This window comes from Nonomuraea sp. NPDC049480 (assembly GCF_044465905.1).
Taxonomy (GTDB): domain Bacteria; phylum Actinomycetota; class Actinomycetes; order Streptosporangiales; family Streptosporangiaceae; genus Nonomuraea.
Genome location: NZ_JBITMD010000008.1, coordinates 1 through 23,951, shown reverse-complemented (window position 1 = coordinate 23,951; position 23,951 = coordinate 1). Strand labels below are relative to the sequence as shown.

Genomic DNA, 23,951 nt, shown 5'->3' with positions numbered 1-23,951 from the left:
TGGTCGCGGGGTGACCATTCCCGTGCGCGGCGCGGGTCTCCGAGGCGTCATAACGTTGTGGCGAAGTGCTGGGCGGCCGCTTGGACCGAGGTGGTGACGTTCGGTTCCTGGTCGTAGAAGTCGAACTGGATGCCGGTTGTCCAGTGGATGTCCTTGGGGCCGGTCAGGCCGTCGTAGAAGCGGCGCGCGCCGTCGGGGATGGCGGCGTCCTGGCTGTGCACGATCAGGGTGGGGACGGTGACGCGGGGCGCCAGGGCGATGGAGTCGAACTCCAGCCAGCCCCGCCAGGCCATCACCGCGAACCGGTTGGGCCAGGCGGGGATGCCGCCGCGGGCCGGATTGAGGTAGAAGTCGATCTCGTACGGCATCGCGGCGCGCGGGTCGCTTCCGCTGACCACCGGCACGTACTCGACCTCGCCGGTCGCCTCATAACGGGCACGGGCGTTCGCGGCCTCCTCGATCTTGGAGCCGACGCCCTCCGCGCCGCCGTACACCTCGCGGCAGATCTTCGCGTCGTGCAGCCAGGGCGCGATCAGGGCCAGGGACCGGATGCGCTGATCGGCGACGGCGCTCGCGCTCATGTACATCGCGGCGGCGCACACGCCGAGCGCGCCGATCCTGGTGGCGTCCACGCCGGGGTGGCCGGCCAGGAAGGTCACGGCGTCGCCGATGTCGGCGATCTTCAGCTCCGGTGACTCGTAGTCGCGGGGCTCTCCGCCTGATTCGCCGTAGCCGGTGAAGTCGAAGGAGAGGGCGGCGTAGCCCTCGCCCGCGAGGCGTTCGGCGTACCGGTCGGCCATCAGCTCCTTGACGCTGGTCCAGGTTCCCGCGACGACGACCCCGGGCGCCGGCGCGCCGGTGTCGGGCAGGAACAGGTTACCCGTCAAGGCGGCGCCGTTCGCGGCGGCGAAGGTCACTTTCTGGCGGGTGGTCATAGGGGTTTCTCCAGGTCAGGTGGCGTCACCAAGATCATCCTTTGGCCGCCAGGGTCATGAGGTCCTTGTTGCCGTCGGCCCAGGTCGCCGTCATCACCACACCGCTGATCCGCCAGGTGCCGCTCTGTCGTACCAGGTCGAAGCGGTAGGTGCCGCCCAGCGTCCACAGCGGCGAGCCGAACGGGTTCGCCAGCCGGTGGGTGGCCTGGAAGTTCGCGGTGCAGGTGGCCGTGTCGCCGTCCACCGTCACCAGATGATCGGCGATCAGATGCTGGGTGGCATCGAGGCTTCCCAGCACTCCCGTCCACGCCTCCACGATCTGCGCGGGGCTCAGCACGGCAGGCTCACCGCCGTTGAGGCTGGTGAAGTCCAGCGTCACCTGTTCGGCGAACACCTCCGCCAGACGTTCCCATTCGCGCCGGTCGGTGTGCCAGCCCATCCGCGTGCAGGTCTCGATGATGTCCAGTCGGTCTTCGAGCAGGCTCAAGTCTCGTGTCCTTCGTCTGATTTCGTACGGTGCCCGCGGCAAACCGCGGCACGCGCAGGTGGGGGCCACTGAAGGCCTCGGACTGTCCCCGGGACGCGTCAGCCAGACCATCAAGGAGATCCGGCAGGCGATCGTGTGTGCCACCGAGGCCGGCCGGGACATCACGGGAACCTTGCCGGTCGGCTACTCCGGCTACAGGTGCAGGATCCCGACCAGGCCTTCATCTTCCGGGAAATTCCGCATAGCTGTGATGCTAGTCAACCGAACTAGCTTTTCCAGGGTCTCATGAGGACGTTTGCCGGACATCAGCCCTGCCGGAGGGGTGACGGCCCTCGAATTCTCGGAATCAGCCGTAGTAGCCGTCGAGGGGGACGCGGGCCTCATCGAACAGTGCCGGTCCGTCTTGGGGCACGGAGGGGAAGCCAGAGCCGGGCGGTTTGACGCCGGCAAGCTGTTCATTGGACAGCGCGAACACGACCCGGCCCAGGCCAGAGCGTTCAATGGCGCCGGTGCACATGCCACAGGGCTGGCAGCTCGTGTACATCGTGGTGCCGGCGGCCACGTCTGGCGCGAGTCCGCGGGCGGCCCACCTGGCCAGCTTCAACTCCGGATGGGCCGTGATGTCGTTGTCGGTGATCGAGGTGTTGCGCTCTTCGGCGAGCACGTTTCCATCCGGACCCACCAGCAGAGATCCGAACGGCGGGTTCCCGGCCGCGCGGGCCGAAGCGGCGAGATCAATTGCTCTGCGCAAGAAGCGTTCGTCGTCGGGTGTCATGAGCTGCTCCGTTCATTGATCGAGCACTGTCATCATCTCCCGGATTCGTCTGCGGCTGCCGGCACGGAGTTCGCAGGCGTGAGGCGGGCGAGGTGGGTTCGGACGCTATCGACGTCGACTCCTTCCTCGTCCATCCGGTCGATGCCCAGGGTGGTCAGGATGGTCAGGGCCTGGGTCCAGTGGTAGCCAGCCTGCTTCCGCTGCCCGAGTGCGGCGTGGGCGTGGGCGAGGGCATCGTGGGCACGCACCTTGTCGCTGGGATGACCGAGATCCGAGGCGAGCCGGAGTGCCTGGCGGTGGCTGTCGAGCGCGTGATCGTAGCGGCCCTGGATGCGGTGCAGGTAGCCGAGCCCGTTCAGCGCTCGAAATTCACCACACCGGTGACCGGTGGCTCGGGCGATGTCCAAGGCGCACGAGTTGTCTTTGAGAGCCGCATCGTACCGACCTTTGACGCGGTGAATCTCGCCGAGCGCGATGAGCGCCTCCACCTCGCCGGTGCGATCCCCGACGGCGCGAGCGGCGGACAGTGCCCGCCTGTGGAGGGTCTCGGCCTCGGCGTGCCGGCCGCTGTTGAGCAGGCAGCGGTCCAACGTGCCCGACAGGTGCCGGATGTGTTCGGGAAAGCCGTGCTCGACGGCAAGCTGGGCAACAGCGAGCAGGTTGTACAACTCTGTCTCCAGCCACGCGGCGGCATCCGGCATCGCGGGCACGGGCGCCTCGCCCGGCGACAGGCGCGGCCGCATATCCGCCTCGTAGGGGTAGAGGCGGTCCATCGCCGCCGAGGCGGCTTGGCTGTAGTGGTCCAGCAACCGGGCCAACGCGGTCCGCCGGTCGGATTCAGAGTCTTCATCGATGGCCGTCGCGGTGGCATGGGTGCGGATCAGGTCGTGGACCCGGTACCGGCCCGGAGCCGACTCCTTCAGGAGGTGAACCTCCTGCAGACTGTCGAGCAGCACCGAGGCCCGTTCTGTGGTGGTGGCCAAGAGGGCGGCGGCCGCATCAGGGGTGATGTTCGCCCCGGTGTGCAGCCCCAGCGCCCGGTACGCCCGCTGCTCATCGACTCCGAGCTCCCGGTAGGACATGTCCAGCGCGGCGGTGACGCTGCGCTCCCCGGCGTACAACTCGCTCAACAGGCTCTGGTGCTCCTCCAGCCGCTCCAGCAGATGCTCCACGCTCCACGCCGGATGGGCCTTCAGCCGGGCCGCGGCCAGACGGATCGCCAGTGGCAACAACCCGCACCGCCGCACGACCTCGGCCAGCGCCTCCCGCGGGACACCCGCGACCCGCCCCTCCCCAGCGGTGCCGGAGAACAGCGCGATCGCGTCCGCGAGCGGCAACACATCCACCGACACCGTACGGACGCCGTCCAGGCCGACCAGCCGCCGCCGGCTCGTGATGAGCACCAGGCAGTCTCCCGCACCGGGCAGCAGCGGTCGCACTTGCTCCTCATCAGCGGCATTGTCCAGCACGATCAGCATCCTGCGGCCCGCCAGCAGGCTGCGATACAGTGCTGCCCGATCATCGAGATGCTGCGGAATCGACCCTCCCGGGACGCCCAGCGCGCCCAGCACCCGGGTGAGCGTGTCGGCCGAGTTCGCCGCGGCCCTGCACGGGGTGTAACCGTGCAGGTCGACGAAGAGATGACCATCGGGGAAGCGAGAAGCCAGCTGGTATGCGGCATGCACGGCCAGCGCGGTCTTCCCCACCCCCGCCATGCCGTCAATGGATATGATCATCACCGCGGCCGTGCCTCTGACCTCGCCTATCTCGGCGAGAACGGCCAGCTCGCGTGCCCGGCCGACGAACGCCGCCGCATCGGCGGGCAACTGCCGCGGTGTCGTGCGGATCGGGGGAGAGTTCTTCGGGACAGAGCTCGCGATGCGGGCCAGGGTCGACAGCTCCGTATCGTCCAGGTCCAGCGCCTTGGCCAGCGCCCGCATCGACGTGCCGCGCGCGCGCCGCAGCTGACCGGACTCCAACCGGCGGACGGTCCGAGCATTCAGTCCCGCCCGCGCCGCCAGCTCGTCCTGGGTGAGCAGCGCCCTCGCACGCCACGATCGCAGCAGCTCACCCAAGGCCGGCTCCTCTGCCGAGAGGCGGCCCATGGCACCGTCGCCTGCTCCTGGCGTCATGAACGTATCTCCTCGGTCATCTACCTGGATCTAGGATGGGCACCGTTCCGTACGGCCCCATTGGCCGCGGCCTGACAGCCCGTACTCGAACCGTGCTCATGCGTCTCCTGCCCATCGCTGAATTGCTTCGGCTGACTGCGACCGCGCCGACTCGACGACAACGAACGAACGCTTCACCGTCTGGACAGGGCCGTGATCGATCGACCGCTGGGCGCCGACGCCGGGTGTTCGGCGGCCAGGCCCCCGCCGTAGACCTCGATCTCGGCCAGTTGCATGTGGTGGGCGCCAAGCGGGTCGGTACTGAGTTTTGTTCCGGTCACCCTGACGTAGCGGGCGTCCTCGGCCGGGAACGAGAACGATTGTGCGCCGGTGCCTGGGCGAGGGTACTCGGCATGGGTGGCTACGGCGCTCCAAGACTTGCCGTCGGCCGACACCTGCACGGTGAAATCGACGGGGAATCCCATTCCGGCGTTCGCGCCGTCGGAGCGTGGGAAGAGGTCGATCCGGCTGAGTGAACGCTTGGACTGGAGATCCACGGTGATCCACTCTGTGCGGTCGGCGGATGCGCCGGCCGCGCTGGTCCAGCCCATCGAACCCGGAGTCGAGGACTGTATCCCGTCCGCTGCCGCCGTCGGATGCCAGCCGTCGGCGGAATAGGTGCTGGAGGTGGTGACGGGCCTGCCGTCAGCCATGTTGTTGTCGGGGTTGACGGTGAAATTGTCGAATCGCACACTGGCCCCGCCGGTCACGAGGGCGACATGGCCCGCCGGGAAGGCGTCGTCGGTGACGGTGAGGAGAGGCTGCCGATTGTTGCCGGCGTAGACGCTGAGTTTGTTTCCGAACGCCATGACCCGTAGCCGGGTGTAGGTCCCGGCCTGGTAGTTTCCAGCCGTTGCGTGGCCCAGTTCCTTTCCGGAGCGGTAAACGAAGACCTCGCCGTTGTTGCGCAAGGCCACGAGATATCCGGTATCCATGTCCGTGGCGTTGGAGCTGCGGATCATGAATCCAGCCCAGTTGGTGTTGCCGCCGTGGGAGTTCACTGCGACGATCTTCAGGTCGACGGAGGCGACCACGTCGCCGTACGCGCTGGATCTCGGCGTCGAGGTGAAGCCCCAGTTCGACGTGTCGGTCTGGAGGTACTCACCGGTTGACGCCACCGACCACGAGCCGTTGCCGCGCTGCCAGTTGACGTCGCCCGCACTGAAGTTGTCCGTGTAAGGGAATCGCCTGTCCGGACCGCTGTCGACGAGGAGTTCGAGCAGCATCTTGTGGCGCGCGTCCACCTCGGCCCCGGAGCGGCTGTAGGCGACCGTGTTCGTGATCAGGCTCGACGCGACCAGCCGGGCCAGGAGCGGCTTGGTCCTGGCGAGCATGTTCAGCAGCTCGTAGTCCTCGATACCGTCCAACTGCGCCTCACTGCGCAGGCTGTCGTAGATGTCGTAGGCCGCTTTGTTGGGCCGGACCAGCCAGTTGTCACCGCTCTGCAGGTCGTCGAAGGTGTCGGCCACAGTGGTCGAGTTCCGGATTTTGCTGAACCAGTAGTTCCAGCCCCAGTGCAGATATCCGGTGCCGCCGATCTTCCAGGTCAGCCACGGGGTGAGCCGGGTCTTGGCCAGGTGGTAACTGATGAACCTGTTCATCTGCGAGCCCTCGGGGACGATGCAGTTGTACAGCCACAGGTCGGTGCCGTTGGCCCGCAGGTTCTGGTAGTAGCCCATGTGCTGCTCGTAGTGGCTCAGGACGGGGGTGATCGTGGTGAGGTTGCCGGCCAGAGCAGGCATGTGGGTTACATGTGCCTCGTTGGTCCGGGGGTTCGGGAAGTACGTGCGGTACTTGCCGTACAACCAGTTCGCCGCGTCGACATGCTGCTGCGTTTTGGGCTCGTCCAGTGCGCTGAAGTAGAACTGGTCGGTCCAGCCCTTGGCGTCCAGGTGAGCCTTGAGGGCGGGGAACACGCGGTCGTAGTAAGCGTTGGCCTCCGGGCTGTCCGGAGTCACCAGCACGCGCTGGACCACACCGTTGACGCTGTCCAGAATCTCTGCGTTGACCGGCTCGGGCGAAGCCGGCGCAGGGCCCTCGAGCAGGGTCGGCGTGTAGATGTACTGCAGAGCGCCCGCACGCACGAAGGTCTCGATGAACCGGTCGAAGGTCGTCCAGCCGAACCGCAGCTCGCCTCCGGGGCCGGCCTTGGTGTCCGGGATCAGCAGGGCCTGGAAGTCCGCGTAGATGACGTTGTTGCGGTGCCGCCTGTGGTTGGCGGCGATGTTCTCGATCACCTTCCACCAGTTGTCGTCGTACATCTGCATAGGCCGCTCGGGCGTGCCGTACTGGGCCGGGATCGACTTGACGGTGCCGTCGTAGTCCCAACCGGCGGAGGTGAACCAGTTGTTCATCTTGAACGTGGACTTGTCCGGCTCCGGCAGGGTCACGTTGTAGACCACGAGCCGCACGTTCACCGTGGCCGTGCCGCCGTTGCCGGTGCTCACGACCACGGTCCCCGTGTAGACGCCGGGCGCCTGCCCCACCGGCACGGTGACGCTGTAGTGGTACGGCTGGGTGACGCCGCCGGGCAGCTCACGCGGGGTGTTCTCCACCAGGGCGTCGTAGTAACTCGTGCCCCCATCGGGCGGCCGTTCGACGTCGCCGGCCATCACCTGGACTTTCACATGGTCATATGCCCGCCGCAGCAGGATGTTCGACGTCGGGATGCCGGCTCCGCCGGGCCCGGTCAGCGCACTCGCGGCCACCCGCACATTGGTGAGAGCCTCGGCTGAGGACGACCGGACCGCGATCTGGGCGGCCTCCTGCTCGCCTCGCGCCGAGTACAAGTCGATCGAAGTCGGTGCCGACTTTGCCGGTTGCGAGGTGGAGAACACCCGATCTGCCGCACTGGCTGTCCATATCCGCACCGCGGGCGCGGCGTGGGCGGGGGTGGCCACAGTCAACTCCAGCAGCACGAGCAGGGCCGCCAAGAGCCGTAACGATCCCGTGGGCCGGCTTCGAGGCGTTCTCCTTTGCGGCACTCCGATGCTCCCCTGTGGAAAGTCGAATCTTCCTCGGCATGTCGTCGCACGCGCCTTTGCGACTGTCAGTCCGGCTGCGCGTGTCCGACGTCAACACTGTCGACCGTGCCCGCGACGTCGTCGATCTTGTATGGCCGGACGGCTTCCGTCGTGACGGCTATCGCTTCCTTGGTCTGTTCGAATGTCCGCTGGGCGATGGCGATGTACAGCACGTCCACCACCGCCAGTTGAGCGTGGCGGGCGAGGATGTTCCCGGGACTGAAACCCATGTCGTGTGCCATCGTCGCCAGCACGAGTTCGGCTCGATCGGCCGCGGGGGAGGCCGAGTCGTTCGTGATGGCAATGGTTCTGGCGCCATGCGAGCGAGCTTCGGTGATGAGATCGCAGACCTCGCGTGTTCGTCCGCTGTGGGAGATGGCGACCAGCACGTCCCCGCGCCCCATCAAGGCGGCGCCGGCCAGCGCCCCGTGCAGGTCGGTGTGGGCCCATGCGGGCACACCCATCTGGTACAGCAGTTTCTGGAACTCTGAAGCCGTCGTTTCGCTGCCGACGAGCCCGTACACCATCACCCGGCGGGCCGTGGCCAGCCAACTCGCCGCGCGATCCACTGCGGCCAGATCCAGGCTGGCGATCGCCTCGGCGACGACGCGCCCGATGTTGGCGGAGATGACGCTGGCGACCTGACCGATGTCGTCGCCTTCGGTCACGTCCGTGCCGATGTGCGCTGCCCACGTGCCGCGGCCGGCCCACCCGCTGTCGGAGGCGAGCGCGATCCGCAGCGCGGCGTACCCGTTCATCTCCAATGTCCGGCAAAACCTGGTGATGGTGCCCGTGGACACCCCGCACCGCTCGGCAAGTTCCACGATGGTCATCCGGGCCACAGCCGCGGGATCGCCGAGCACGAGCTCTGCCAGCGACCGTTGAGCGTCCGGCATCGTGGGCAGCAGCCCGCGGATGCGCTCGATGATGCCGCCTGGCGGCTGGTGGGTCGACATGCTCAACTCCTCAATTCGTGAGACAAATTATTCTTCGTCATAGATCCTTGTCAATGCCATACATACGGCTTCCCGTCGGGCCCCGTTGCAGCAAATACCCTTGACAACGGGGTCATCCGCCTCCAAAGTGGCCGCGTTGCACAGCGAAAAATTATCGTCAACAAGGGGCAGCCTGTGTCCGATCAGAATCGTCCTAGTGCTGCTGCGTTCCTCTCGGCCGCCAGAGCCGTCTTGGACCAGGTGGCTGCCTCACAGGAACACACGGTTCAGACCGCGGCCGATCTCATCGCGAAGTCGATCCGCGCAGGTGGTGTGGTCCAGGCCTTCGGGACCGGTCATTCAGAGTGCCTCGCCATGGAGATCGCCGGCCGGGCCGGTGGACTGGTGCCGACCAACAAGATCGCGATACGGGATGTCGTGACCCTTGGTGACGCTTCGCGCGATGTGCTGTTCGATCCCTTCCTGGAGCGGGATCCGGCTATCGCGCATCGACTCTACGATCTGGCCGCTCCGCGTCCGGAGGACGTCTTCGTCATCGCGTCCAATTCCGGTGTGAACGGATGTGTCGTGGAGATGGCCCAACTGGTGACGCGGCACGGGCACAAACTGGTCGCGGTCACCTCGAGCAAGCACACCGCACAGTCCGCCTCCCGCCATCCGTCCGGTCTGCGGCTGATCGACTTCGCTGATGTCGTGCTGGACAACGGCGCACCGCACGGCGACGCGTTGTTGCCGCTGCCTTCGGGTGGCGGCAAGGTCTGCGCGATCTCGTCCATCAGTGCCGCCCTGCTCGCGCAAATGGTCGTGGCGGAGGTCGTACGGCGCCTGGAGGAGGCGGGTGAACAGGCTCCCGTTTACCTGTCGGCCAACGTCACCGGCGGCGACGACCACAACCAGAGACTCGAAGCGCGCTACGCCGGACGGCTTCGACGGTGTGTATGACAGCGACCAGGAGCACATGATGTCCCTGACCAGAGCAGATCTGAAGCGCCGTGACCTGCTACGTGCCGCCGCGCTCACCGGCAGTGCCGCATTACCCGTTCTCGCTTCATGCGCCTCGCCCGATCCCGCTCCGTCTGAGCCGGCAGCGCAGGGCGAGATCACCGAGGCGAACCCGCTGGGTGCCGCGCTGGACAAGCCGGTCGAGATCGTCATCTTCGACGGCGGGTTCGGCGACGAGTACGCCACGCGCTGAGCGTGACCATCCTGCCGATGATCGCGGTGTTCCAGCGGCAGATCCAGACCGGACTCACCACAGGGGCCGTCAAATGACTCTGCTGCTCGGCATGGACATCGGCGGCACCTCGAGCCGCGTGATCGTAGCCGATCTGAACGGACGCGTGCACGGCACCGGCCGGGCAGGCGGCGGCAACCCGGTCTCACGCGGCTCGGCCGGCATCACCGCCATCCGCGACGCCCTGCGTGCCGCACTCGCCACCGTCGACCCGGCCGACGTCCGAGCGGCCGTCTTCGGGTTCGCCGGCGGCGACGTCGCGACACGTGATCCCGAGATCGCCCGAAGGCTGCGGGCCGGATGGCGGCAGGCCGGGCTGCTGTGCACACCCACCATGGTCAGCGACGTCACTCTTGCCTACGTGTCGGGCACCGACGCCGCCGACGGCACCGTCGTCGTCTCCGGCACGGGCGCGGCCGCGGCAGCCATCCGGGACCGGACCCTCGTGCGACGCGCCGACGGGCACGGCTGGCTGCTCGGCGACCACGGCTCCGGATTCTGGATCGGCCGGGAAGCCGTACGAGCCGTCCTCACCACGATCGACCGTCACGGCGCGCTGTCCGAGCTCAACCGGCAGGTGCTGCGCGACCTCGGCGTGCCGTACGCGGACCGCCGAGCCGACGACCAGAGCTTGACCAACGCCACCATCGAAGCCGCACACCGGATACCACCCGCCGAACTGGCCAGGCTCGCACCCCTCGTCCTGTCAGCCGCGGAAAGCGGTGACCCGGAAGCCACGCTCATGTGCAACCTGGCGGCCGAACACCTTTCCGCATCGGTGAACATCATCCGGCAGCCCGGCGCCACCAGTCCCATCGTGGTCGGCGGCAGCATGCTGACGACATCCAACCCGCTGTCCCGCGCCATGCGGGCCTCGCTCGGGAAGACATGGCCGCACGCGAAGATCCGCACAGCCGGAGAGGGCGCCGCGGCAGCGGCTTGGCTCGCCGTCAGGCAGCTGCCCGAGGGGGCGGCTCTCGCGTCCCGCACTCTTCACAGGAGGCTCCTACCTCGGCGTTCAGCGCGGACGTCGGTTTCTGAGACATATCTGGTATAGACCGGATACGGTGACCCGTGGACAACCGGCGAAGCCCGTAAGCCATCGGAGTCTCTATGCGTACCGTCCCCTCCATCGGGGCAGCAGCAGTCCTCTTCCTCCTTCTCGCCCTCGCCGTCGCACCTTCCCGGCCGGCTGACGCCTCGGCCGCCGCCCTACCGGGCGGCAAGGCCACCTACGTCGTCTCGCAAGGTCATCTCAAGGCCGCCTCCAAACAGAACTGGGTACGCCTGGGCAGCTACCGCTTCTCCCCCAACGGCACGGTCACCGCGGCCCTGTACCTGTGGTGGCAACGTCATCCCGAGGCCAGGCAGCGCACCGGCATGACCCCCGACTCGGGCTGCACCACCAAGGCAGGCGGTTCCCAATCGCGCCCCCGTACCTGCGAGGTGCTCACCGCCGGAGGCTTCACCGGCGCTCCCGACGAGAGCCGCACCGGGACCTACACCGTGTCCGGGAACGTGGTGAGCATCCGGTGGAAGATCGCCCAGACGTGGACGGAGCAGTGGTACGTACGGCCCTCCCCCGACGGGAGGCTGGCCCGTCTGGACCTCAAGCGCAGCACGCTGGCCACCCACGGGTACGGCTACGGCAGCAACGCCACGCTCGGCACCCGGCGCGCGATGAGTTCGGTGAAGGCGTTCCCCGGCTCACTCAGGCAGGATCTGACGAGCTGGGCGAACGGCAAACTCGTCGCCTCCAGCAACCAGCCGTTCGGCCATGCGGCCTTCCGGACCTGCGCCACCACCACCTCGTGCCTGACCTACCTGCAGCCGTCCTCCCGGGGCGCATGCCAGAAGTCCGGCGGCTGCCCCAAGTACGGCGGCGGAACGCGCTCCAATGTGAGCTCCATCCAGTACTACCTTACGAAGATCTCCAACTCCGACCGCCGCGACACGTTGTGGCACTGGTGCACCTGCCTCGCGATGGAGCGCGGCGAGTTCTGCTACACCGGCAACTCCCACGTCAAACCGCTCATGCAGATCATCGATGACAAGGGTGCCTTCCGGGGGTGGGTCGGCGCCGAGGCCTCCTTCTCGACCGGTTCGCGGGGGGCGGACATGATGGCGGTGCTCCGCATCACCGACTTCCGCTGACCGGCCGGGACCTGACCCGCTGGGGCTAGAGTCAGGCCATGGCGCGCACGGCTCACGACAGCTTCCACGATCTCGCGTTGCCGGAGTCGCTCGATGCGGACCGAAGCAAGGGTGACCAGATCAGGGAGATCCTGGAGCTCATGGTGCGCGCCCTGCCGCCGGGCACACTGCTGCCGTCCGAACGGTCGATCGCCGAGCGCTATCACGTGGCCCGGGGAACGGTCAGGCAGAAGGTCCAGGAACTCGTCATGCTGGGGCTGATCCGGCGCTCCAGCGGGTCGGGCACGTTCGTCGCCGAGCCGAAGCTACAACAGGGGACCACCATGGCCTCCTTCAGCGAGGAGATGCGGGCCCAGGGGAAGAGGCCGGCGGCCCACATCCTGTCGGCGCGCACCCACAGGGCCGGCGCCGCGATCGCCGAGCGGCTCGCCATCGACGCGGGAGGACGCGTCATCGAGCTGCGCAGGCTTCGTTCGGCGGACGGCACGCCGATCGCCATCGAGCACACCTACCTGTCCGCGCGGCGCTTCCCCGGCCTGACGCGCGTGCTCGGCGATGACATGTCGTTGTACGCCACGCTGAGCGAGCGCTGGAACGTTCAAGTCGAGCGCGCCGTGCACAAGGTCTCCGCCATCGCCCTGGGCGAGGAGGAGGCGAGCCTGCTCGGCGCCGCGCCGGCCCTGCCCTCCTTCCTGGTGGACAGGCGGGCCTGGGACCGGCTCGGCACCGTGGTCGAATGGGGACGCTCCATCTACCGCGGCGACTTCTACGACGTCGTCTTCGAAGTCGGCACCTGATGGAATGCCATGCGCCGCCGAGCTGCACCCAGCGGCAGGCTCCGTGCCCACGTCGCTGGTCACCCGGTGCAGGTCGCCCAGGGCGTGCCAGTTTCGGGCATAGGATTCCTGGGCCGGGTCCTCCAGAGCTGTACGGAGAACAGGGTGCGGCTGCGCAGCCCGCGGGCCGGCGACCGCATGAACGGCGTGTTGTCCTGGTCGGGGGTGTCGCTGCGCGGGCGGATCTTGAGATTGGTGGGATGTGATCAATCCACGATCTCTCACCCATGAGTTAGCCCTGATCGAGGTGACCGTGGCTTGACGATCCACCCGCCCGCGCCGTACATCGTCAGGCCGAGCGGGATGTAGGCGGCGGCGACCGGATTCCGAGCAGAACCGAAAGGTCGTCCGGCAGTGATCGCGATCGCCTGCCCGTCCATGCAGATGCGGGCTTCCTCAGATGTTCAGGCGGGTGGCGATGCCGTCGAGGAGGCAGTCGAGGCCGAGGTCGAACTGCCATCGGGTGTCGTCTTTGCGCGTCGCGGTGCGCAGGTAGTGCTGGTAGGTGGGATAGCGGCCGGTCTGCATGTGCCAGGTCATGAGCGGGGCGAGCTCGCTGCGTAGTTCGTCGCCGCTGGTCAGGCTCTGCTCGCTCATGAAGGCGCTGACGGCGCTCTCGTAGCTCATGGCGCCGTGCACGTAGGCGTCCACGCCGCGGAAGACGCTCATCATCGTGTCGGCCTCCAGGCCGAGGCCGTCGAGCGCCGCCAGGGCCTTCTCGGCCACGGCCATCCGGCTGGGCGTGAGGGCGAGCTTGGCTTGTGGCGGGAGCTGGGCCAGCCATCGATGGTCCAGCATCAGCTCGCGCGTGCGTACGGCGAGTGCGCGCAGGCTCTCCCGCCAGCCGAGGCCGCCGGGCAGGCGCAGGTCGGCGTAGACATGGTCGACCATGAGCTCCAGCAGGTCGTCCTTGCTGGACACGTAGCGGTAGGGCGCCATGGGGGCGACGCTCAGCTCGGCGGCCAGGCGGCGCATGGTGATGGCCTCCAGACCTTCGGCGTCGGCGATCGCGACCGCGGCCGCGGCGATGCGCTGCGGCGACAGGACCTGCCGGGGAGCCGGCGCGGGCCGCTCCAGCCGCTCCCATAGCGATGCGCTCTTGTCGGTGGCCATGCCGCCGGTCCTCTCTCCTCGCACTTCGATACAACGTATCAGCAGTAGACAACGTACACAGACGTGTGTACGTTGTCTCGCGAAATGTACGTTGTACACACTCAAGGAGTTTCAATGCTCAAGATCGCTGTCATTCTCGGCAGCACCCGGGACGGACGCTTCGGCCCCGCCGTGGCCAACTGGATCATGGACCACCTGCACCAGCGCGATGACATGACCGCCGACCTGATCGACCTGATCGAGACCCCGCTGCCGACCGTCTTCCCGGTGCTCGGGCAGCCGCCCGCCTCCCTGGAGGCCAGAGACCTGCTGGCGGCCGTGTCACCCCGGATGGCGGCGGCCGACGCCTTCGTCATCGTGACCCCCGAGTACAACCACAGCTTCCCGGCCGCGCTGAAGAACGCCATCGACTGGCACGGCACCGAATGGCACGCCAAGCCCGTCGCCTTCGTCTCCTACGGCGCCTTCTCCGCCGGGTTGCGCGCGGTCGAGCAACTGCGGCTCGTCCTGGCCGAGCTGCACGCCGTCACCCTCCGCGACAGCGTCGGCCTGCAGCATCCCTGGGCGCAGTTCGACGGCGACGGCAAGGCACTCGACCCAGCCGCCGACGCCGCCGCCAAGGTCATGCTGGACCGGCTCGCCTGGTGGGCGCACGCGCTGCGCGAAGCCAGGACCGCCCGCCCCTACGCCATCTGAGGCGCCATGACACGTCTGGGTGTCTTCGGGCTAGTGACCGGCATGTTCCTGGCCATGCTCGACGGCCTGATCGTGGGCACCGCGCTGCCCACCATCGCCGGCGACCTCGGTGGCCTGGACGAGCTGCCGGGAGTAGTGACCGCGTACATGCTCGCCGCCGCAGCCACCACCCCGATCTGGGGCAAGCTCGGCGACCTGCTCGGCCGCAAGGCCACCTTCATCACCTCCATCTCGCTCTTCCTGGCCGGGTCGGCGCTGTGCGGCCTGGCCCAGACCATGACTCAGCTCATCGCCTTCCGCGCCGTACAGGGGCTCGGCGCGGGCGGGCTCATGGTCGGCGCGCTGGCCATCATCGGAGTCCTGGTCCCGCCCCGCGACAGCGGCCGGCTGCAGTCGATGATCGGCGCCATCATGCCCATCGCCTACGTCGGCGGGCCTCTGCTGGGCGGGCTGCTCACCGACCGCCTCAGCTGGCGCTGGACCTTCTACGTCAACCTGCCCGTCGGCGCCATCGCCCTGCTGCTCATCGCCGGACGCATCCACCTGCCGCCCGCCGCACGCGGCCGGCCTCGCATCGACTGCACCGGAGCGGCCCTGCTGACCGTCGCCATCGTGGCCATGACCCTGCTGGCGGGCGGCGCCTCCTGGGCCTGGGCGCTCGGGGTGATCGGCGTACTCGCCCTGGCCGCGTTCGTGGCCGTCGAACGTCGCACGGCGGAGCCGATCATCCCGCCCCGGCTGTTCGCCGACCGCAACTTCGCCCTCGCCCAGATCCTCAGCTTCCTGGTCGGCGCGGTGATGCTCACCGTGACCAACTACCTGCCGCAGTACATGCAGCTCGTCCAGGGCTCCTCCCCCACGGCCAGCGGCATGCTGCTGCTCCCGCTGATGTTCGGCATGCTCGGCGCCCAGCTGATCAGCGGCCGCCTCATCAGCGCCAACGGCCGCTACCGGGTCCATCCCATCCTCGGCGGAGCCCTCATGATCGCGGGAGCGCTGGCGCTGTTCCCGCTCGACGGCCACACCCCCGCCACCCTCGCCTCGGCCCTGACCCTCCTCATCGGGGCGGGCATCGGCCTGGTGATGCAGAGCACCACCCTGATCACCATGAACAGCGCCGACCCGCGTGACATGGGCGCCGCCAGCGGCACGCTCACGCTGCTGCGCACCATCGGCGGATCGCTCGGCATCGCCCTGCTGGGCACCCTGTACGCGGCCCGGGTACGCGACGACCTGGCCGCCCAGCTGGGCCCGGCCACGGCCGACCGGCTGGCCACACAAGGCGAACTCACCCCCGCCCTGCTGCCGACCCTGCCCGCCCAGGTGGCGGACGCGGTCCGGCTGGCCGTCACCGGCGGCCTGCATGTCATCCTCGTCGGCGCCGCGGCACTGTCCATCATCGCCTTCGCCATCGCCTGGCTGATCCGCGAAACCCCACTACGGACCAGCCGCACCGACAACACCGACGCCGGCGCACCGGCCCCCCGCCCGTTGTGACTCGGATGATGGGGCCTATGCCGCGACCCATGATAAGGACTCTCCACATGCAATTCTTCTGTTTCCACCGGGATCGGCCCGGCACCGCGGCGCTGCGCTGCACGTTGCTGAAAGAGCACTGGTCCTCCATGGACCGGTACGCGGCGGAGATGATCGCCGCGGCCCGACCCTCGACGACGACACGGCCAGCGGCAGCGTGCACATCGTCGACCTGCCGGATCTGTCCGCTGCGGGGCAGGCACGAGACGACCCGGGGCAGCCGGGCGATGATCGTGTTGGCGTCGACGCCGAGGTTGGCCGATAGGGTGATCCGGTGAGACTGACGCATTTCGGGCACGCCTGTGTGCGCGTCCAGGACGGCGATCGGGTGCTGGTGATCGATCCGGGCACCTTCTCCGACGCGGCGGCGGCGCTGCCCGGAGCCACGGCCGTGCTCGTCTCCCACGAGCACCCCGACCACGTCGACGTCGAGGCACTCAAGGCCGCCCGGGCAAGCAACCCCGCGCTGACCGTCCACACTCATGCGGCGCTGGCCGCCGAGCTCGGCGAGGGAGCGGTCGCGGTCGCCGCGGGCGAGACCTTCACCGCCGCCGGCTTCACCGTGAAGGCCGTGGGCGGCGTGCACGCCGAGGTCATCGACGGACTGCCCGGCTGCCCGAACCTCGGGTTCATCGTGGACGGCCTCTACCATCCGGGAGACTCCCTATTCGTCCCCACCGACGAGGTCGACACCCTGCTGGTCCCGGCGGCCGGCCCCTGGGTGAAGATCGGCGAGGCCATCACCTTCGTCCGAGGCATCCGGCCGGCCCGCGCGTTCCCGATCCACGACATCCAGCTCAGCAAGGTCGGTCTGGAATACTTCGACGCGTGGCTTGAGGAGGAGACCGACTACGCCCGCATCCCGGTGGGCGATTCAGTCGATCTCTAGACTGGTTTCCGCACTGTCCCCGACGTACAATGACGCGCCGTCCGGACGATGGTTTCCGTTCGGGAGATCCTGACCGCGGCCATGGTGAGGGCGGCGATCATGCGGGGCCTCCGCACGCTGGAGCGGTTGCATGCGGCTCGCGAGCCGTGGTTGCGCGCGATTTACGACCATGTGAAAGATCGCCGATCCACTTTGCCCTGCTTCTAGGAACTGGCGAGACTTCAGACGCACGCACATGCGGCCCGTGCTGGAGGTGCGCACGTATTCGGCACGATCACCCATAGCAGCCCGGCATCAGCCGTACACCACCGGACTCACGAAGAGAGTTGCGCGCTTGCTCCGGTGGCACGTAGTCGAAGGTGGGGCCGGCCGTGGTGCCGTCCTCGTCGGTCATCAGCATCAGGGCGTCGGCCTGACCGTTGAGCCTGTACATGGTGCCGACGGCGGCCCCGAGCAGTTTCGGGTCGCCGTTGAAGGCCTGCTCCAGCTGGTTCAACAGGGTGCAGTAGGTGCGGTTGAATTCCTCCTGCGCGGTACGGATGGCGCTGCCCGGGCATGATCGGACAGCCGCGGTCCTCGTCCCAGACCTCGCCCCGGGCCGTGCCCTCGCCCTGTTCGACGATCTCCTCCAGCGCCCCCAGCGCCGACTCCAGATCCTCCACCGCGAACAGCGACCCCGCGGTGTGCCGGAAATGGCTGCCGTTTTCCAGGCGAAGGAACATCTCCAGGGCCTCCCGGCCGAACGGGAGCAGCGACACTTCCAGATCGCCGTGGGACAGCCGCCGGGGCCGCGGCCGGCGTTCCCACCACCAGCGGCGGGCGGTCACGCTAGGGACGTCACGGATGCGAACGGGGGGCGGGCTGGTGGACCCTGTCCCGCATGCGCTCGCACCCGGTCTTGAAGCACCTGTCCGTGTGGGCGGAAGAGGAAGGGACTGACGGGCAATGGCCGATCTGGACTATGGCTGGCGTCTTCGCGAGGTCATGGCGGAGCGCGGCATGTCCTCCACCACGGAACTGCGTCCCCTGCTGGCCGCTCGCGGTGTCGCCCTGTCACCGAGCCAGGTGTACCGGCTCGTGGTCGGCAAGCCGGAGCGGCTGAGCCTCCGCACGCTGATGGCGTTGCTGGACATCCTCGACTGCGCGATGGACGACCTGATCGAACCGCTGCCCTCCCGGACCGTCCGTCGTACAGGGACGTGACGCGGAATCGTCGACGACGATCCCGACCTCCTGCTGGATGCGGGCCATGCTCTCGCCGCGGGATCTTCTGGACGCCGCACTCGACCTGTACGGGTACCGAGCACCGCACATAATGCGGCCCATGTACGCAGGCGGCTGCGCTCGCTCGGCGTGCGCTGGGCGTACCGGCCCGGCGACAAGGTGGATGAAGGCCGGCGGGGTTGACGGCGTCGGCAAGACCGCGCGTTGAACCACATGGCGGCGCGCCACGACCGACGTCCGGGTCGAGCGCATCGTCGCGGTTCCTCCTCGGGCTCGCTCGCCGAGCTCAACCAGGCGGCGCCGGACATGGGAAAGCCCCTGGCCCCGGGACCTATGGCCGGCTCTGGCCGCACCTTGAGATCCGGGTAGGCGCCGCTCTCGCATGGCTCAGCCTGGTTGGTGACCAGCGCCTGACGAACTCCACACCCTCCTCGGCAGCATCACCGACGAACGCGCCGGCCTCTTCCCATGCGTGCTGTGGCTACCAGCCCCAATGGGATCGCCCCTGACACCTTGAGCGCCTGTCGCAGTGAATGGCGGACTTACTGCGGCAGCAACTCAGGGTCTTCTGGCCGGTTCGTTGATCAGGCCGTCTTAATGAGATATTGCATTAGATGACAGTTCAGTCCCGGTACCACCGGTGATGCGCGGTTCGGAAGATATGGCGGAAATGTCCGAAAAGTCCGATATTGGGGGTGGGTGGTCCGCGACAGAGGCGAGCGGAGCCCTGCGGCCTAGGTGGCTGGTAGGCAGAGAGGCGGAGTGCGAGACGCTCGACCGGCTGCTTACGGACGTCCGCGGCGGCGAGAGCCGGGTGCTGGTGTTGCGCGGCGAGGCCGGAGTCGGCAAGTCGGCGCTGCTGGACCGCCTTGTCGCGAAGTCCTCCGGGTGCCGGGTCGTAACCGCGACAGGAGTCCAGTCGGAGATGGAACTGCCGTTCGCGGCTGTCCACCAGCTATGCATGCCGATGCTGGACCTCCTCGACACCCTGCCCGAACCCCAGCATGACGCGCTCGGGACAGCGTTCGGGATGCGCGCCGGTCCTGCTCCCGACCAGTTCCTCATCAGCCTCGCCGTGCTCAATCTCCTGGCCCAGGCCGCCGACGAGCGTCCACTCGTGTGCGTGATCGATGACGCGCAGTGGCTCGACCACGCCTCGGCGCAGGTCCTCACCTTCGTGGCCCGCCGCCTCATGGCCGAAAGCGTGGCCTGTGTCTTCGCCGTCCGTGATTCCGGCGAGACCGACGTGCTGCCGGGCCTGCCCGCGATGGAGATCCGCGGACTGCGCGACGCCGATGCGCGGACACTCGTCAGCCGGGTCGCCCCGGGGCCGCTGGACGAGGAGGTGCGCGAGCGGATCCTGTTCGAGTCGCGCGGGAACCCGCTCGCCCTGCTCGAACTGCCCCGCGCCGCGTCCGTGGGCGGATTCGTGGCGGCGACGACCGGGCAGTCGCTGTCGGGCCGCCTCGAGGACGGCTTCCAGCGTCGGCTGAACGGCCTGCCGGCCGACAGCCGGATGATGCTGCTGCTGGCGGCCGCCGAGCCCCTCGGCGATCCGGCTCTCCTGTGGCGCGCCGCCGGCGTGCTCGGCCTCGACACCACGGCGGTCGACGAGGCCGACGAACTGATCGACTTCAGCGACCGGGTGCGTTTCCGGCATCCGCTCGTCCGCTCCGCGGTGTACAACGCGGCCGTTCCGAGAGAGCGCCGGCAGGCCCACCGGGCGCTGGCGGAGGCGACCGACGCCGCCGGCGACCCGGACCGGCGGGCCTGGCACCTCGCCCACAGCGCCGCCCACCCCGACGAGGACATCGCCGCCGAGCTCGAACACTCGGCCGGGCGCGCCATGGCCCGTGGTGGTCTGGCGGCCGCCGCGGCCTTCCTGGAGCGGGCGGTCCGGCTCACTCCCGATCCGCGGCGCCGGGCCGAGCGCGCTCTCGACGCCGCCCGGGCCAAGCACCTGGCCGGCGCGCCCGAGTCCGCACTGGCGCTGCTGGCGACGGCCGGGGCCGGGCCGCCGGACGAACTGCGCCGCGCCAAGGCCGAATCCCTGCGCGCCGAGATCGCCCTGACCTCGAACCGCGGCACATCCGCTCCGGCGATCCTGCTCAAGGCCGCCAAACAGCTCGAACCACTCGACATCGACCTGTCCCGCGACACCTATCTGCAGGCACTGCTCGTGGCGATCGGCGTCCTGCCTGGCTGGGACGGCATCATCGAGGTCGCGGCGGCCACCCGTGAGGCGCCCCCCGCGCCCGGCGCGCCCCGCGTCACGGATCTCGTCCTCGAAGCCCTTTCCCTGTCCTACACGCAGGACACCCTGACGGCCGAACCAGCCCTGCGGCGTGCCGTGGACGCCATCATGAGCGAGGAGACCGCCCCCGCCGAACAGCTCCGGTGGGTCTGGTTCGTCAACTTCTGCGTCATGGGCGTGTGGGAGGACGAGGCCAGTCGCGAACTGACCGGGCGCTATCTCCGCCTGATCCGCGACTCCGGCGCGCTCGCGCTGCTGCCCCTGGTGCTCAGCATCTCCACGATGCTGCTCCTTTTCGAGGGCGACCTGGCGGAGGCCGAGACCCTGAACGAGGAGGCGAAGGCGAACGCGGTCGCGGCCGACGTCTGGACCACCTCCGGAGCGATGGTGCAGACGGGGGGCGACCTCGGCCTCGCGGCGTGGCGGGGAGATGAGGAGGAGACCGAGCATCTCGCGGAGGTCATCGCGAAAGAAGGAGCGGTCCGCGGGGAGGGGAGGACGCTGGAGATCAGCCATTGGGTCCGGTCCGTCCTCTACAACGGGCTCGGCCAGTACGAAAAGGCTCTGGAAGCCGCTCTGCAGGCTGGCGTGGACCATCAGGCGCCGGGCGGCTGCGGAGTCCAATGGGCGCCCCTCGAGCTCATCGAGGCCGCCGCGCGTACCGGCCGGCACGAACTGGCCTCCCGTACGCTGGAACGGCTCTCCCGGTCCACCCGGGCGGGCGGCGCGGACTGGGGTCTCGGCCTCGAGGCCCGCTGCCGGGCGCTGCTCTCCGAAGGCGAGGAAGCCGACCGCCTCTACCGCGAGGCGATCGACCGGCTCCGCCGCACCCCAATGCGCGTCGACCTCGCCCGCGCCCACCTGCTCTACGGCGAATGGCTCCGCCGCGAACGCCGCCGCATCGAGGCCCGCGAGAATCTCCGCACCGCCTTCGACCTGTTCACCGAGATCGGCATGAAGGCCTTCGCCGACCGTGCCGCACGCGAGCTCCAGGCCACCGGGGAGACCGCCCGGAAGCGGAACGTCGAGACCACGGAACAGCTGACCCCGCAGGAGGCGCAGATCGCCAGGCTGGCCCGCGCCAGCCTGACCAACAAGGAGATCGCCGCACGCCTGTACGTCAGCCCCCGCACCGTCGAATACCACCTGCGGAAGGTCTTCACCAAACTCGGCGTCACCTCACGCCACCAGCTCGAAGACACTGTCTGACCCGCTCGCCGCGGCGCCGCTGCCCGCGCATGCCCTTCTCCATGCCCTCCTTGAGGCGCCGCCGGTACGGATTGCGGCGACGCGGTACCGGCGGCCCCTTTGGAGCTCCAGGAACTAGTGCCGCCGCCCGGGCCTCTGCGGGCTGGAGACACGGCCATCCTCCGCACGCGGAGGTTCGTCGCTCGACAGGTGCAAGCGGAGTCTGTCCGCGTCCCGAGTGGCACGGCCGGCCGGTGACTCCCGGGCGGACCGGTTCCTCCCTGGGGACCCTAGCCAGGCATCTCACTGATGCGACTGCGGCACCTTCCCGGCCACAGTTTGTGGTGTCGGCGACGGGAGTTCACCCGCGGGTCGAGCGGAGAAAGAGCGGTCCCGCCAGCCGCCGGTCCACGAGTCCGGCCGGGCCGACGCCCCGGCCACCGCCGAAGGAAGGAAAGACGCCATGAGCAGCCATGTCGAGCCATGTCCTCGAACCGGCGGCGCAGGCGATCGCCGACGCCACGTCCAAGCCCCCGTTCCTATACGAACTGGGCCCGCGGACGCCCGCAAAGGTCTTGGATCACCTCCAGGCCACCCCGGGTCACCGTGCCCGACATCGACGAGAAGTGAATCAGGATGCCGGCCGAGATCGCGACGCCGGCACCCATGACCGGCTCGTCCAAGACCTGGCCATCGGCGCGCACACCGCCGTCGCCTTCGTGAGTACGACCGCTCGCCCAAGGCTCGCTATCCGGTCGCGATCGAGCAGGCGTACGCCGCCGCCCGGTTCCTGACGGCCGCCGCCTGCCGCGAGCTTCGCCGGCGGCCCCACCTGGCCGCCACGGCGATGGCCTGGTTCTGGGACGCCTACACCACCCACCCCGCCCAGCGCGCCGAGATCATCGCCTCCCCGTGGCGCGCCACCCTGGACGACCTGGCCGGGCTGCCTCCCGCGATCGTCGTGGGCAAAACCAACGTGCCCCGCGACGAGGGCGAGGCCTGCACCCGCCGCCTCACCAAGGCATGCGTCCCCACCACCAGCGTCCGCTGCAACGGCACGCTCCACGACTTCATGATGCTCGACCCCGCCGGCGCCACCCATGCCGTGCGCGCCGCCGTCGCCCAGGCGATCGCGGTTCTCGACAACGCCGTGAACCTCGGAAAGGACAACTCATGAGCACCACCGCCACCCTGTGGTCGTCCTCGCCCACGGAGGCGCGAGTGAGCATACATCGTGAAGGACGAGATCACACGAGCTCCCTCGACCAGGCCGCCGTCACCTTCGTCGAAGTGCGACCGCGCCTCTTCGGTATCGCCTACCGGATGCTCGCCAGCTCGGCGGAAGCCGAGGACATCGTCCAGGAGACCTGGCTGCGCTGGCAGAACACCGAACGCTCGGCCATCGCCAATCCGGCGGCGTTCCTGGCCCTGATCACGAGGCGGCTGTCCATCAACGCCGTGCTGTCCGCCCGGGCCCGCCATGAGACCTACATCGGCCCCTGGCTTCCCGAGCCCATCGATACCAGCACCGACCCCGCCGTCGGAGCCGAGCGGGGCGAGGCGCTCGAACTCGCTTTGCTGGTGCTGGTCGAGAAGCTCACCCCGGCCCAGCGTGCCGCCTATATCCTCCGTGAGGCCTTTGTCTACCCCTACGAGCAGATCGCCGAGATCATTCAGCTCAGCCCCGCCAACGTCCGCCAGTTGGTGAGCCGCGCCCGCAAGCACTTGAACACCACCCGGCGCAAGTCGATCAACACCGACGAGCACCGACGCCTCCTGTCGGCCTTCCTCGACGCCGCCCAGGAGGGGAACCTGACGGCTCTGGAAGACCTTTTCGCCGCTGACGTCATCAGCTCCTCCGACAGCAACGGCATCAGCGGGGCGGCGCCGCTGACGCTGATCGGCATCAACCGGGAGTGGCGCGGTTCGTCACGGCGTACGCGCCGCGCTTCTGGCCGGGCGCCGGCATCGCGTGGGTCGAGATGAACGGCCGCGCGGGTGCCCGTCCGCGATCGGGCTGACTGGCAACGATGAGAGGCGTACTCGAACGCCTCGAGAATCCAGCTCAAGAACCCGAGGTGGGGCCACCGGCGCATCCATGGCGAACTGACCCGCCTCGGCATCAGATGGCCGCCTTGAGCGTCTGGAACACCCAGTCGTGGCCGCCCATGCCGACGGCGACTGCCGCCCGGTTGGACGGGCTCCGCGGCTAACTGGTGATCGCCATCAGGGCCACTGCGAACAGGCAGAGAATGAATCGCGTGAAACCCGAAACGGCGAGCGCTAGTGACGACATACAACACGGGCACGATCGTCGGCCTAGTACTCCAGTGACATTTCGCGATCATGGTTGGGATCTGCGCTGGTAGTGGCAGCGTCGAGCGGCGGCTTGATGACGGCGGCGCCATTGTGACCAGTGCAGAACCTGCCGGGTGGTGCAGCAGCGGGTCAGGATGAGGACAGCCAGCAGGCGGCGGATC

General features: G+C 68.5%; 20 protein-coding genes and 1 pseudogene. 12 read left to right on the top strand and 9 right to left on the bottom strand.

What is annotated here, in order from left to right:
• Positions 1 to 47: 47 nt before the first annotated feature.
• The 6 genes from ACIBX3_RS23540 to ACIBX3_RS23515 all read right to left on the bottom strand — a co-directional run bounded on the left by ACIBX3_RS23540 (position 48) and on the right by ACIBX3_RS23515 (position 8,347).
• Positions 48 to 935 carry an alpha/beta hydrolase gene (locus tag ACIBX3_RS23540; RefSeq protein WP_397120300.1) on the bottom strand — a complete coding sequence of 296 codons (888 nt, stop codon included), beginning with the start codon at positions 933 to 935 and terminating at the stop codon, positions 48 to 50.
• A 34-nt stretch (positions 936 to 969) separates the two neighbouring features.
• Positions 970 to 1,422, bottom strand: coding sequence for a nuclear transport factor 2 family protein (locus ACIBX3_RS23535; protein WP_397120298.1), 453 nt, complete (start codon positions 1,420 to 1,422; stop codon positions 970 to 972).
• Between the two features lie 346 nt (positions 1,423 to 1,768).
• Positions 1,769 to 2,197 carry a nucleoside deaminase gene (locus ACIBX3_RS23530; protein WP_397120296.1) on the bottom strand — a complete coding sequence of 143 codons (429 nt, stop codon included), beginning with the start codon at positions 2,195 to 2,197 and terminating at the stop codon, positions 1,769 to 1,771.
• Between the two features lie 32 nt (positions 2,198 to 2,229).
• On the bottom strand, positions 2,230 to 4,329 hold the full coding sequence (locus ACIBX3_RS23525; RefSeq protein WP_397120294.1) for an ATP-binding protein: 2,100 nt from the start codon (positions 4,327 to 4,329) through the stop codon (positions 2,230 to 2,232).
• Between the two features lie 173 nt (positions 4,330 to 4,502).
• On the bottom strand, positions 4,503 to 7,301 hold the full coding sequence (locus tag ACIBX3_RS23520) for a glycoside hydrolase domain-containing protein (RefSeq protein ID WP_397120292.1): 2,799 nt from the start codon (positions 7,299 to 7,301) through the stop codon (positions 4,503 to 4,505).
• 116 nt (positions 7,302 to 7,417) lie between these two features.
• The gene (locus tag ACIBX3_RS23515; protein ID WP_397120290.1) at positions 7,418 to 8,347 is read right to left on the bottom strand and encodes a MurR/RpiR family transcriptional regulator; all 930 of its coding nucleotides are present in this window, start codon (positions 8,345 to 8,347) and stop codon (positions 7,418 to 7,420) included.
• 174 nt (positions 8,348 to 8,521) lie between these two features.
• On the opposite strand from ACIBX3_RS23515, the gene ACIBX3_RS23510 reads away from it, so the two are divergent.
• The 5 genes from ACIBX3_RS23510 to ACIBX3_RS23490 all read left to right on the top strand — a co-directional run bounded on the left by ACIBX3_RS23510 (position 8,522) and on the right by ACIBX3_RS23490 (position 12,532).
• On the top strand, positions 8,522 to 9,289 hold the full coding sequence (locus tag ACIBX3_RS23510; protein ID WP_397120288.1) for a sugar isomerase domain-containing protein: 768 nt from the start codon (positions 8,522 to 8,524) through the stop codon (positions 9,287 to 9,289).
• A 19-nt stretch (positions 9,290 to 9,308) separates the two neighbouring features.
• Positions 9,309 to 9,542 carry a hypothetical protein gene (locus ACIBX3_RS23505; protein WP_397120286.1) on the top strand — a complete coding sequence of 78 codons (234 nt, stop codon included), beginning with the start codon at positions 9,309 to 9,311 and terminating at the stop codon, positions 9,540 to 9,542.
• Positions 9,543 to 9,615: 73 nt separating this feature from the next.
• Positions 9,616 to 10,638, top strand: a complete 1,023-nt coding sequence (locus tag ACIBX3_RS23500) for an N-acetylglucosamine kinase (RefSeq protein ID WP_397120284.1) — start codon at positions 9,616 to 9,618, stop codon at positions 10,636 to 10,638.
• 56 nt (positions 10,639 to 10,694) lie between these two features.
• Positions 10,695 to 11,735 (top strand): hypothetical protein, encoded by a 1,041-nt coding sequence (locus ACIBX3_RS23495; protein WP_397120282.1) that lies wholly within the window; start codon positions 10,695 to 10,697, stop codon positions 11,733 to 11,735.
• A gap of 38 nt (positions 11,736 to 11,773) precedes the next feature.
• Positions 11,774 to 12,532 carry a GntR family transcriptional regulator gene (locus tag ACIBX3_RS23490; protein WP_397120280.1) on the top strand — a complete coding sequence of 253 codons (759 nt, stop codon included), beginning with the start codon at positions 11,774 to 11,776 and terminating at the stop codon, positions 12,530 to 12,532.
• Between the two features lie 435 nt (positions 12,533 to 12,967).
• On the opposite strand, the gene ACIBX3_RS23485 is transcribed toward ACIBX3_RS23490, so the two are convergent.
• Positions 12,968 to 13,684, bottom strand: coding sequence for a TetR/AcrR family transcriptional regulator C-terminal domain-containing protein (locus ACIBX3_RS23485; RefSeq protein WP_397120278.1), 717 nt, complete (start codon positions 13,682 to 13,684; stop codon positions 12,968 to 12,970).
• Between the two features lie 114 nt (positions 13,685 to 13,798).
• Here ACIBX3_RS23485 and ACIBX3_RS23480 point away from each other — a divergent pair, with 114 nt between their 5' ends.
• From ACIBX3_RS23480 to ACIBX3_RS23470, 3 genes are all read left to right on the top strand, one after another.
• Positions 13,799 to 14,380: an NADPH-dependent FMN reductase gene (locus ACIBX3_RS23480; RefSeq protein ID WP_397120276.1), complete on the top strand. Its 582-nt coding sequence runs from the start codon at positions 13,799 to 13,801 to the stop codon at positions 14,378 to 14,380.
• A 6-nt stretch (positions 14,381 to 14,386) separates the two neighbouring features.
• Complete coding sequence (locus ACIBX3_RS23475; protein ID WP_397120274.1) at positions 14,387 to 15,877, top strand: MDR family MFS transporter; 1,491 nt, start codon at positions 14,387 to 14,389, stop codon at positions 15,875 to 15,877.
• 313 nt (positions 15,878 to 16,190) lie between these two features.
• Complete coding sequence (locus ACIBX3_RS23470; RefSeq protein WP_397120272.1) at positions 16,191 to 16,805, top strand: MBL fold metallo-hydrolase; 615 nt, start codon at positions 16,191 to 16,193, stop codon at positions 16,803 to 16,805.
• Positions 16,806 to 17,079: 274 nt separating this feature from the next.
• Here ACIBX3_RS23470 and ACIBX3_RS23465 read toward each other — a convergent pair whose 3' ends face one another.
• Entirely contained in the window at positions 17,080 to 17,301 is a 222-nt protein-coding gene (locus ACIBX3_RS23465) for a hypothetical protein (RefSeq protein WP_397121037.1), read from the bottom strand.
• An 88-nt stretch (positions 17,302 to 17,389) separates the two neighbouring features.
• Positions 17,390 to 17,527: pseudogene (locus tag ACIBX3_RS23460) on the bottom strand (ferritin-like domain-containing protein); the annotation flags it as partial.
• A gap of 223 nt (positions 17,528 to 17,750) precedes the next feature.
• On the opposite strand from ACIBX3_RS23460, the gene ACIBX3_RS23455 reads away from it, so the two are divergent.
• The 4 genes from ACIBX3_RS23455 (at position 17,751) to ACIBX3_RS23440 (ending at position 23,457) form a co-directional block, all read left to right on the top strand.
• Positions 17,751 to 18,008 (top strand): helix-turn-helix domain-containing protein, encoded by a 258-nt coding sequence (locus tag ACIBX3_RS23455; RefSeq protein WP_397120271.1) that lies wholly within the window; start codon positions 17,751 to 17,753, stop codon positions 18,006 to 18,008.
• Between the two features lie 664 nt (positions 18,009 to 18,672).
• On the top strand, positions 18,673 to 21,492 hold the full coding sequence (locus ACIBX3_RS23450; protein WP_397120269.1) for a helix-turn-helix transcriptional regulator: 2,820 nt from the start codon (positions 18,673 to 18,675) through the stop codon (positions 21,490 to 21,492).
• An 826-nt stretch (positions 21,493 to 22,318) separates the two neighbouring features.
• Positions 22,319 to 22,648, top strand: a complete 330-nt coding sequence (locus ACIBX3_RS23445; protein WP_397120267.1) for an alpha/beta hydrolase fold domain-containing protein — start codon at positions 22,319 to 22,321, stop codon at positions 22,646 to 22,648.
• A complete protein-coding gene (locus tag ACIBX3_RS23440) occupies positions 22,645 to 23,457 on the top strand; it encodes a sigma-70 family RNA polymerase sigma factor (RefSeq protein ID WP_397120265.1) in 813 nt (270 codons plus the stop codon). Before ACIBX3_RS23445 ends, ACIBX3_RS23440 begins: the two co-directional genes overlap by 4 nt.
• The last annotated feature ends 494 nt before the right edge of the window (positions 23,458 to 23,951 follow it).

Excerpts from the sequence above, each read along its gene's own strand:
- ACIBX3_RS23450 (WP_397120269.1), top strand. The coding sequence starts at position 18,673 with ATGCGCGGTTCGGAAGATATGGCGGAAATGTCCGAAAAGTCCGATATT.
- ACIBX3_RS23480 (WP_397120276.1), top strand. The coding sequence starts at position 13,799 with ATGCTCAAGATCGCTGTCATTCTCGGCAGCACCCGGGACGGACGCTTC.
- ACIBX3_RS23485 (WP_397120278.1), bottom strand. The coding sequence starts at position 13,684 with ATGGCCACCGACAAGAGCGCATCGCTATGGGAGCGGCTGGAGCGGCCC.
- ACIBX3_RS23440 (WP_397120265.1), top strand. The coding sequence starts at position 22,645 with ATGAGCACCACCGCCACCCTGTGGTCGTCCTCGCCCACGGAGGCGCGA.
- ACIBX3_RS23515 (WP_397120290.1), bottom strand. The coding sequence starts at position 8,347 with ATGTCGACCCACCAGCCGCCAGGCGGCATCATCGAGCGCATCCGCGGG.
- ACIBX3_RS23505 (WP_397120286.1), top strand. The coding sequence starts at position 9,309 with ATGTCCCTGACCAGAGCAGATCTGAAGCGCCGTGACCTGCTACGTGCC.
- ACIBX3_RS23445 (WP_397120267.1), top strand. The coding sequence starts at position 22,319 with ATGGCCTGGTTCTGGGACGCCTACACCACCCACCCCGCCCAGCGCGCC.
- ACIBX3_RS23525 (WP_397120294.1), bottom strand. The coding sequence starts at position 4,329 with ATGACGCCAGGAGCAGGCGACGGTGCCATGGGCCGCCTCTCGGCAGAG.
- ACIBX3_RS23530 (WP_397120296.1), bottom strand. The coding sequence starts at position 2,197 with ATGACACCCGACGACGAACGCTTCTTGCGCAGAGCAATTGATCTCGCC.
- ACIBX3_RS23475 (WP_397120274.1), top strand. The coding sequence starts at position 14,387 with ATGACACGTCTGGGTGTCTTCGGGCTAGTGACCGGCATGTTCCTGGCC.
- ACIBX3_RS23495 (WP_397120282.1), top strand. The coding sequence starts at position 10,695 with ATGCGTACCGTCCCCTCCATCGGGGCAGCAGCAGTCCTCTTCCTCCTT.
- ACIBX3_RS23455 (WP_397120271.1), top strand. The coding sequence starts at position 17,751 with ATGGCCGATCTGGACTATGGCTGGCGTCTTCGCGAGGTCATGGCGGAG.
- ACIBX3_RS23490 (WP_397120280.1), top strand. The coding sequence starts at position 11,774 with ATGGCGCGCACGGCTCACGACAGCTTCCACGATCTCGCGTTGCCGGAG.
- ACIBX3_RS23540 (WP_397120300.1), bottom strand. The coding sequence starts at position 935 with ATGACCACCCGCCAGAAAGTGACCTTCGCCGCCGCGAACGGCGCCGCC.
- ACIBX3_RS23500 (WP_397120284.1), top strand. The coding sequence starts at position 9,616 with ATGACTCTGCTGCTCGGCATGGACATCGGCGGCACCTCGAGCCGCGTG.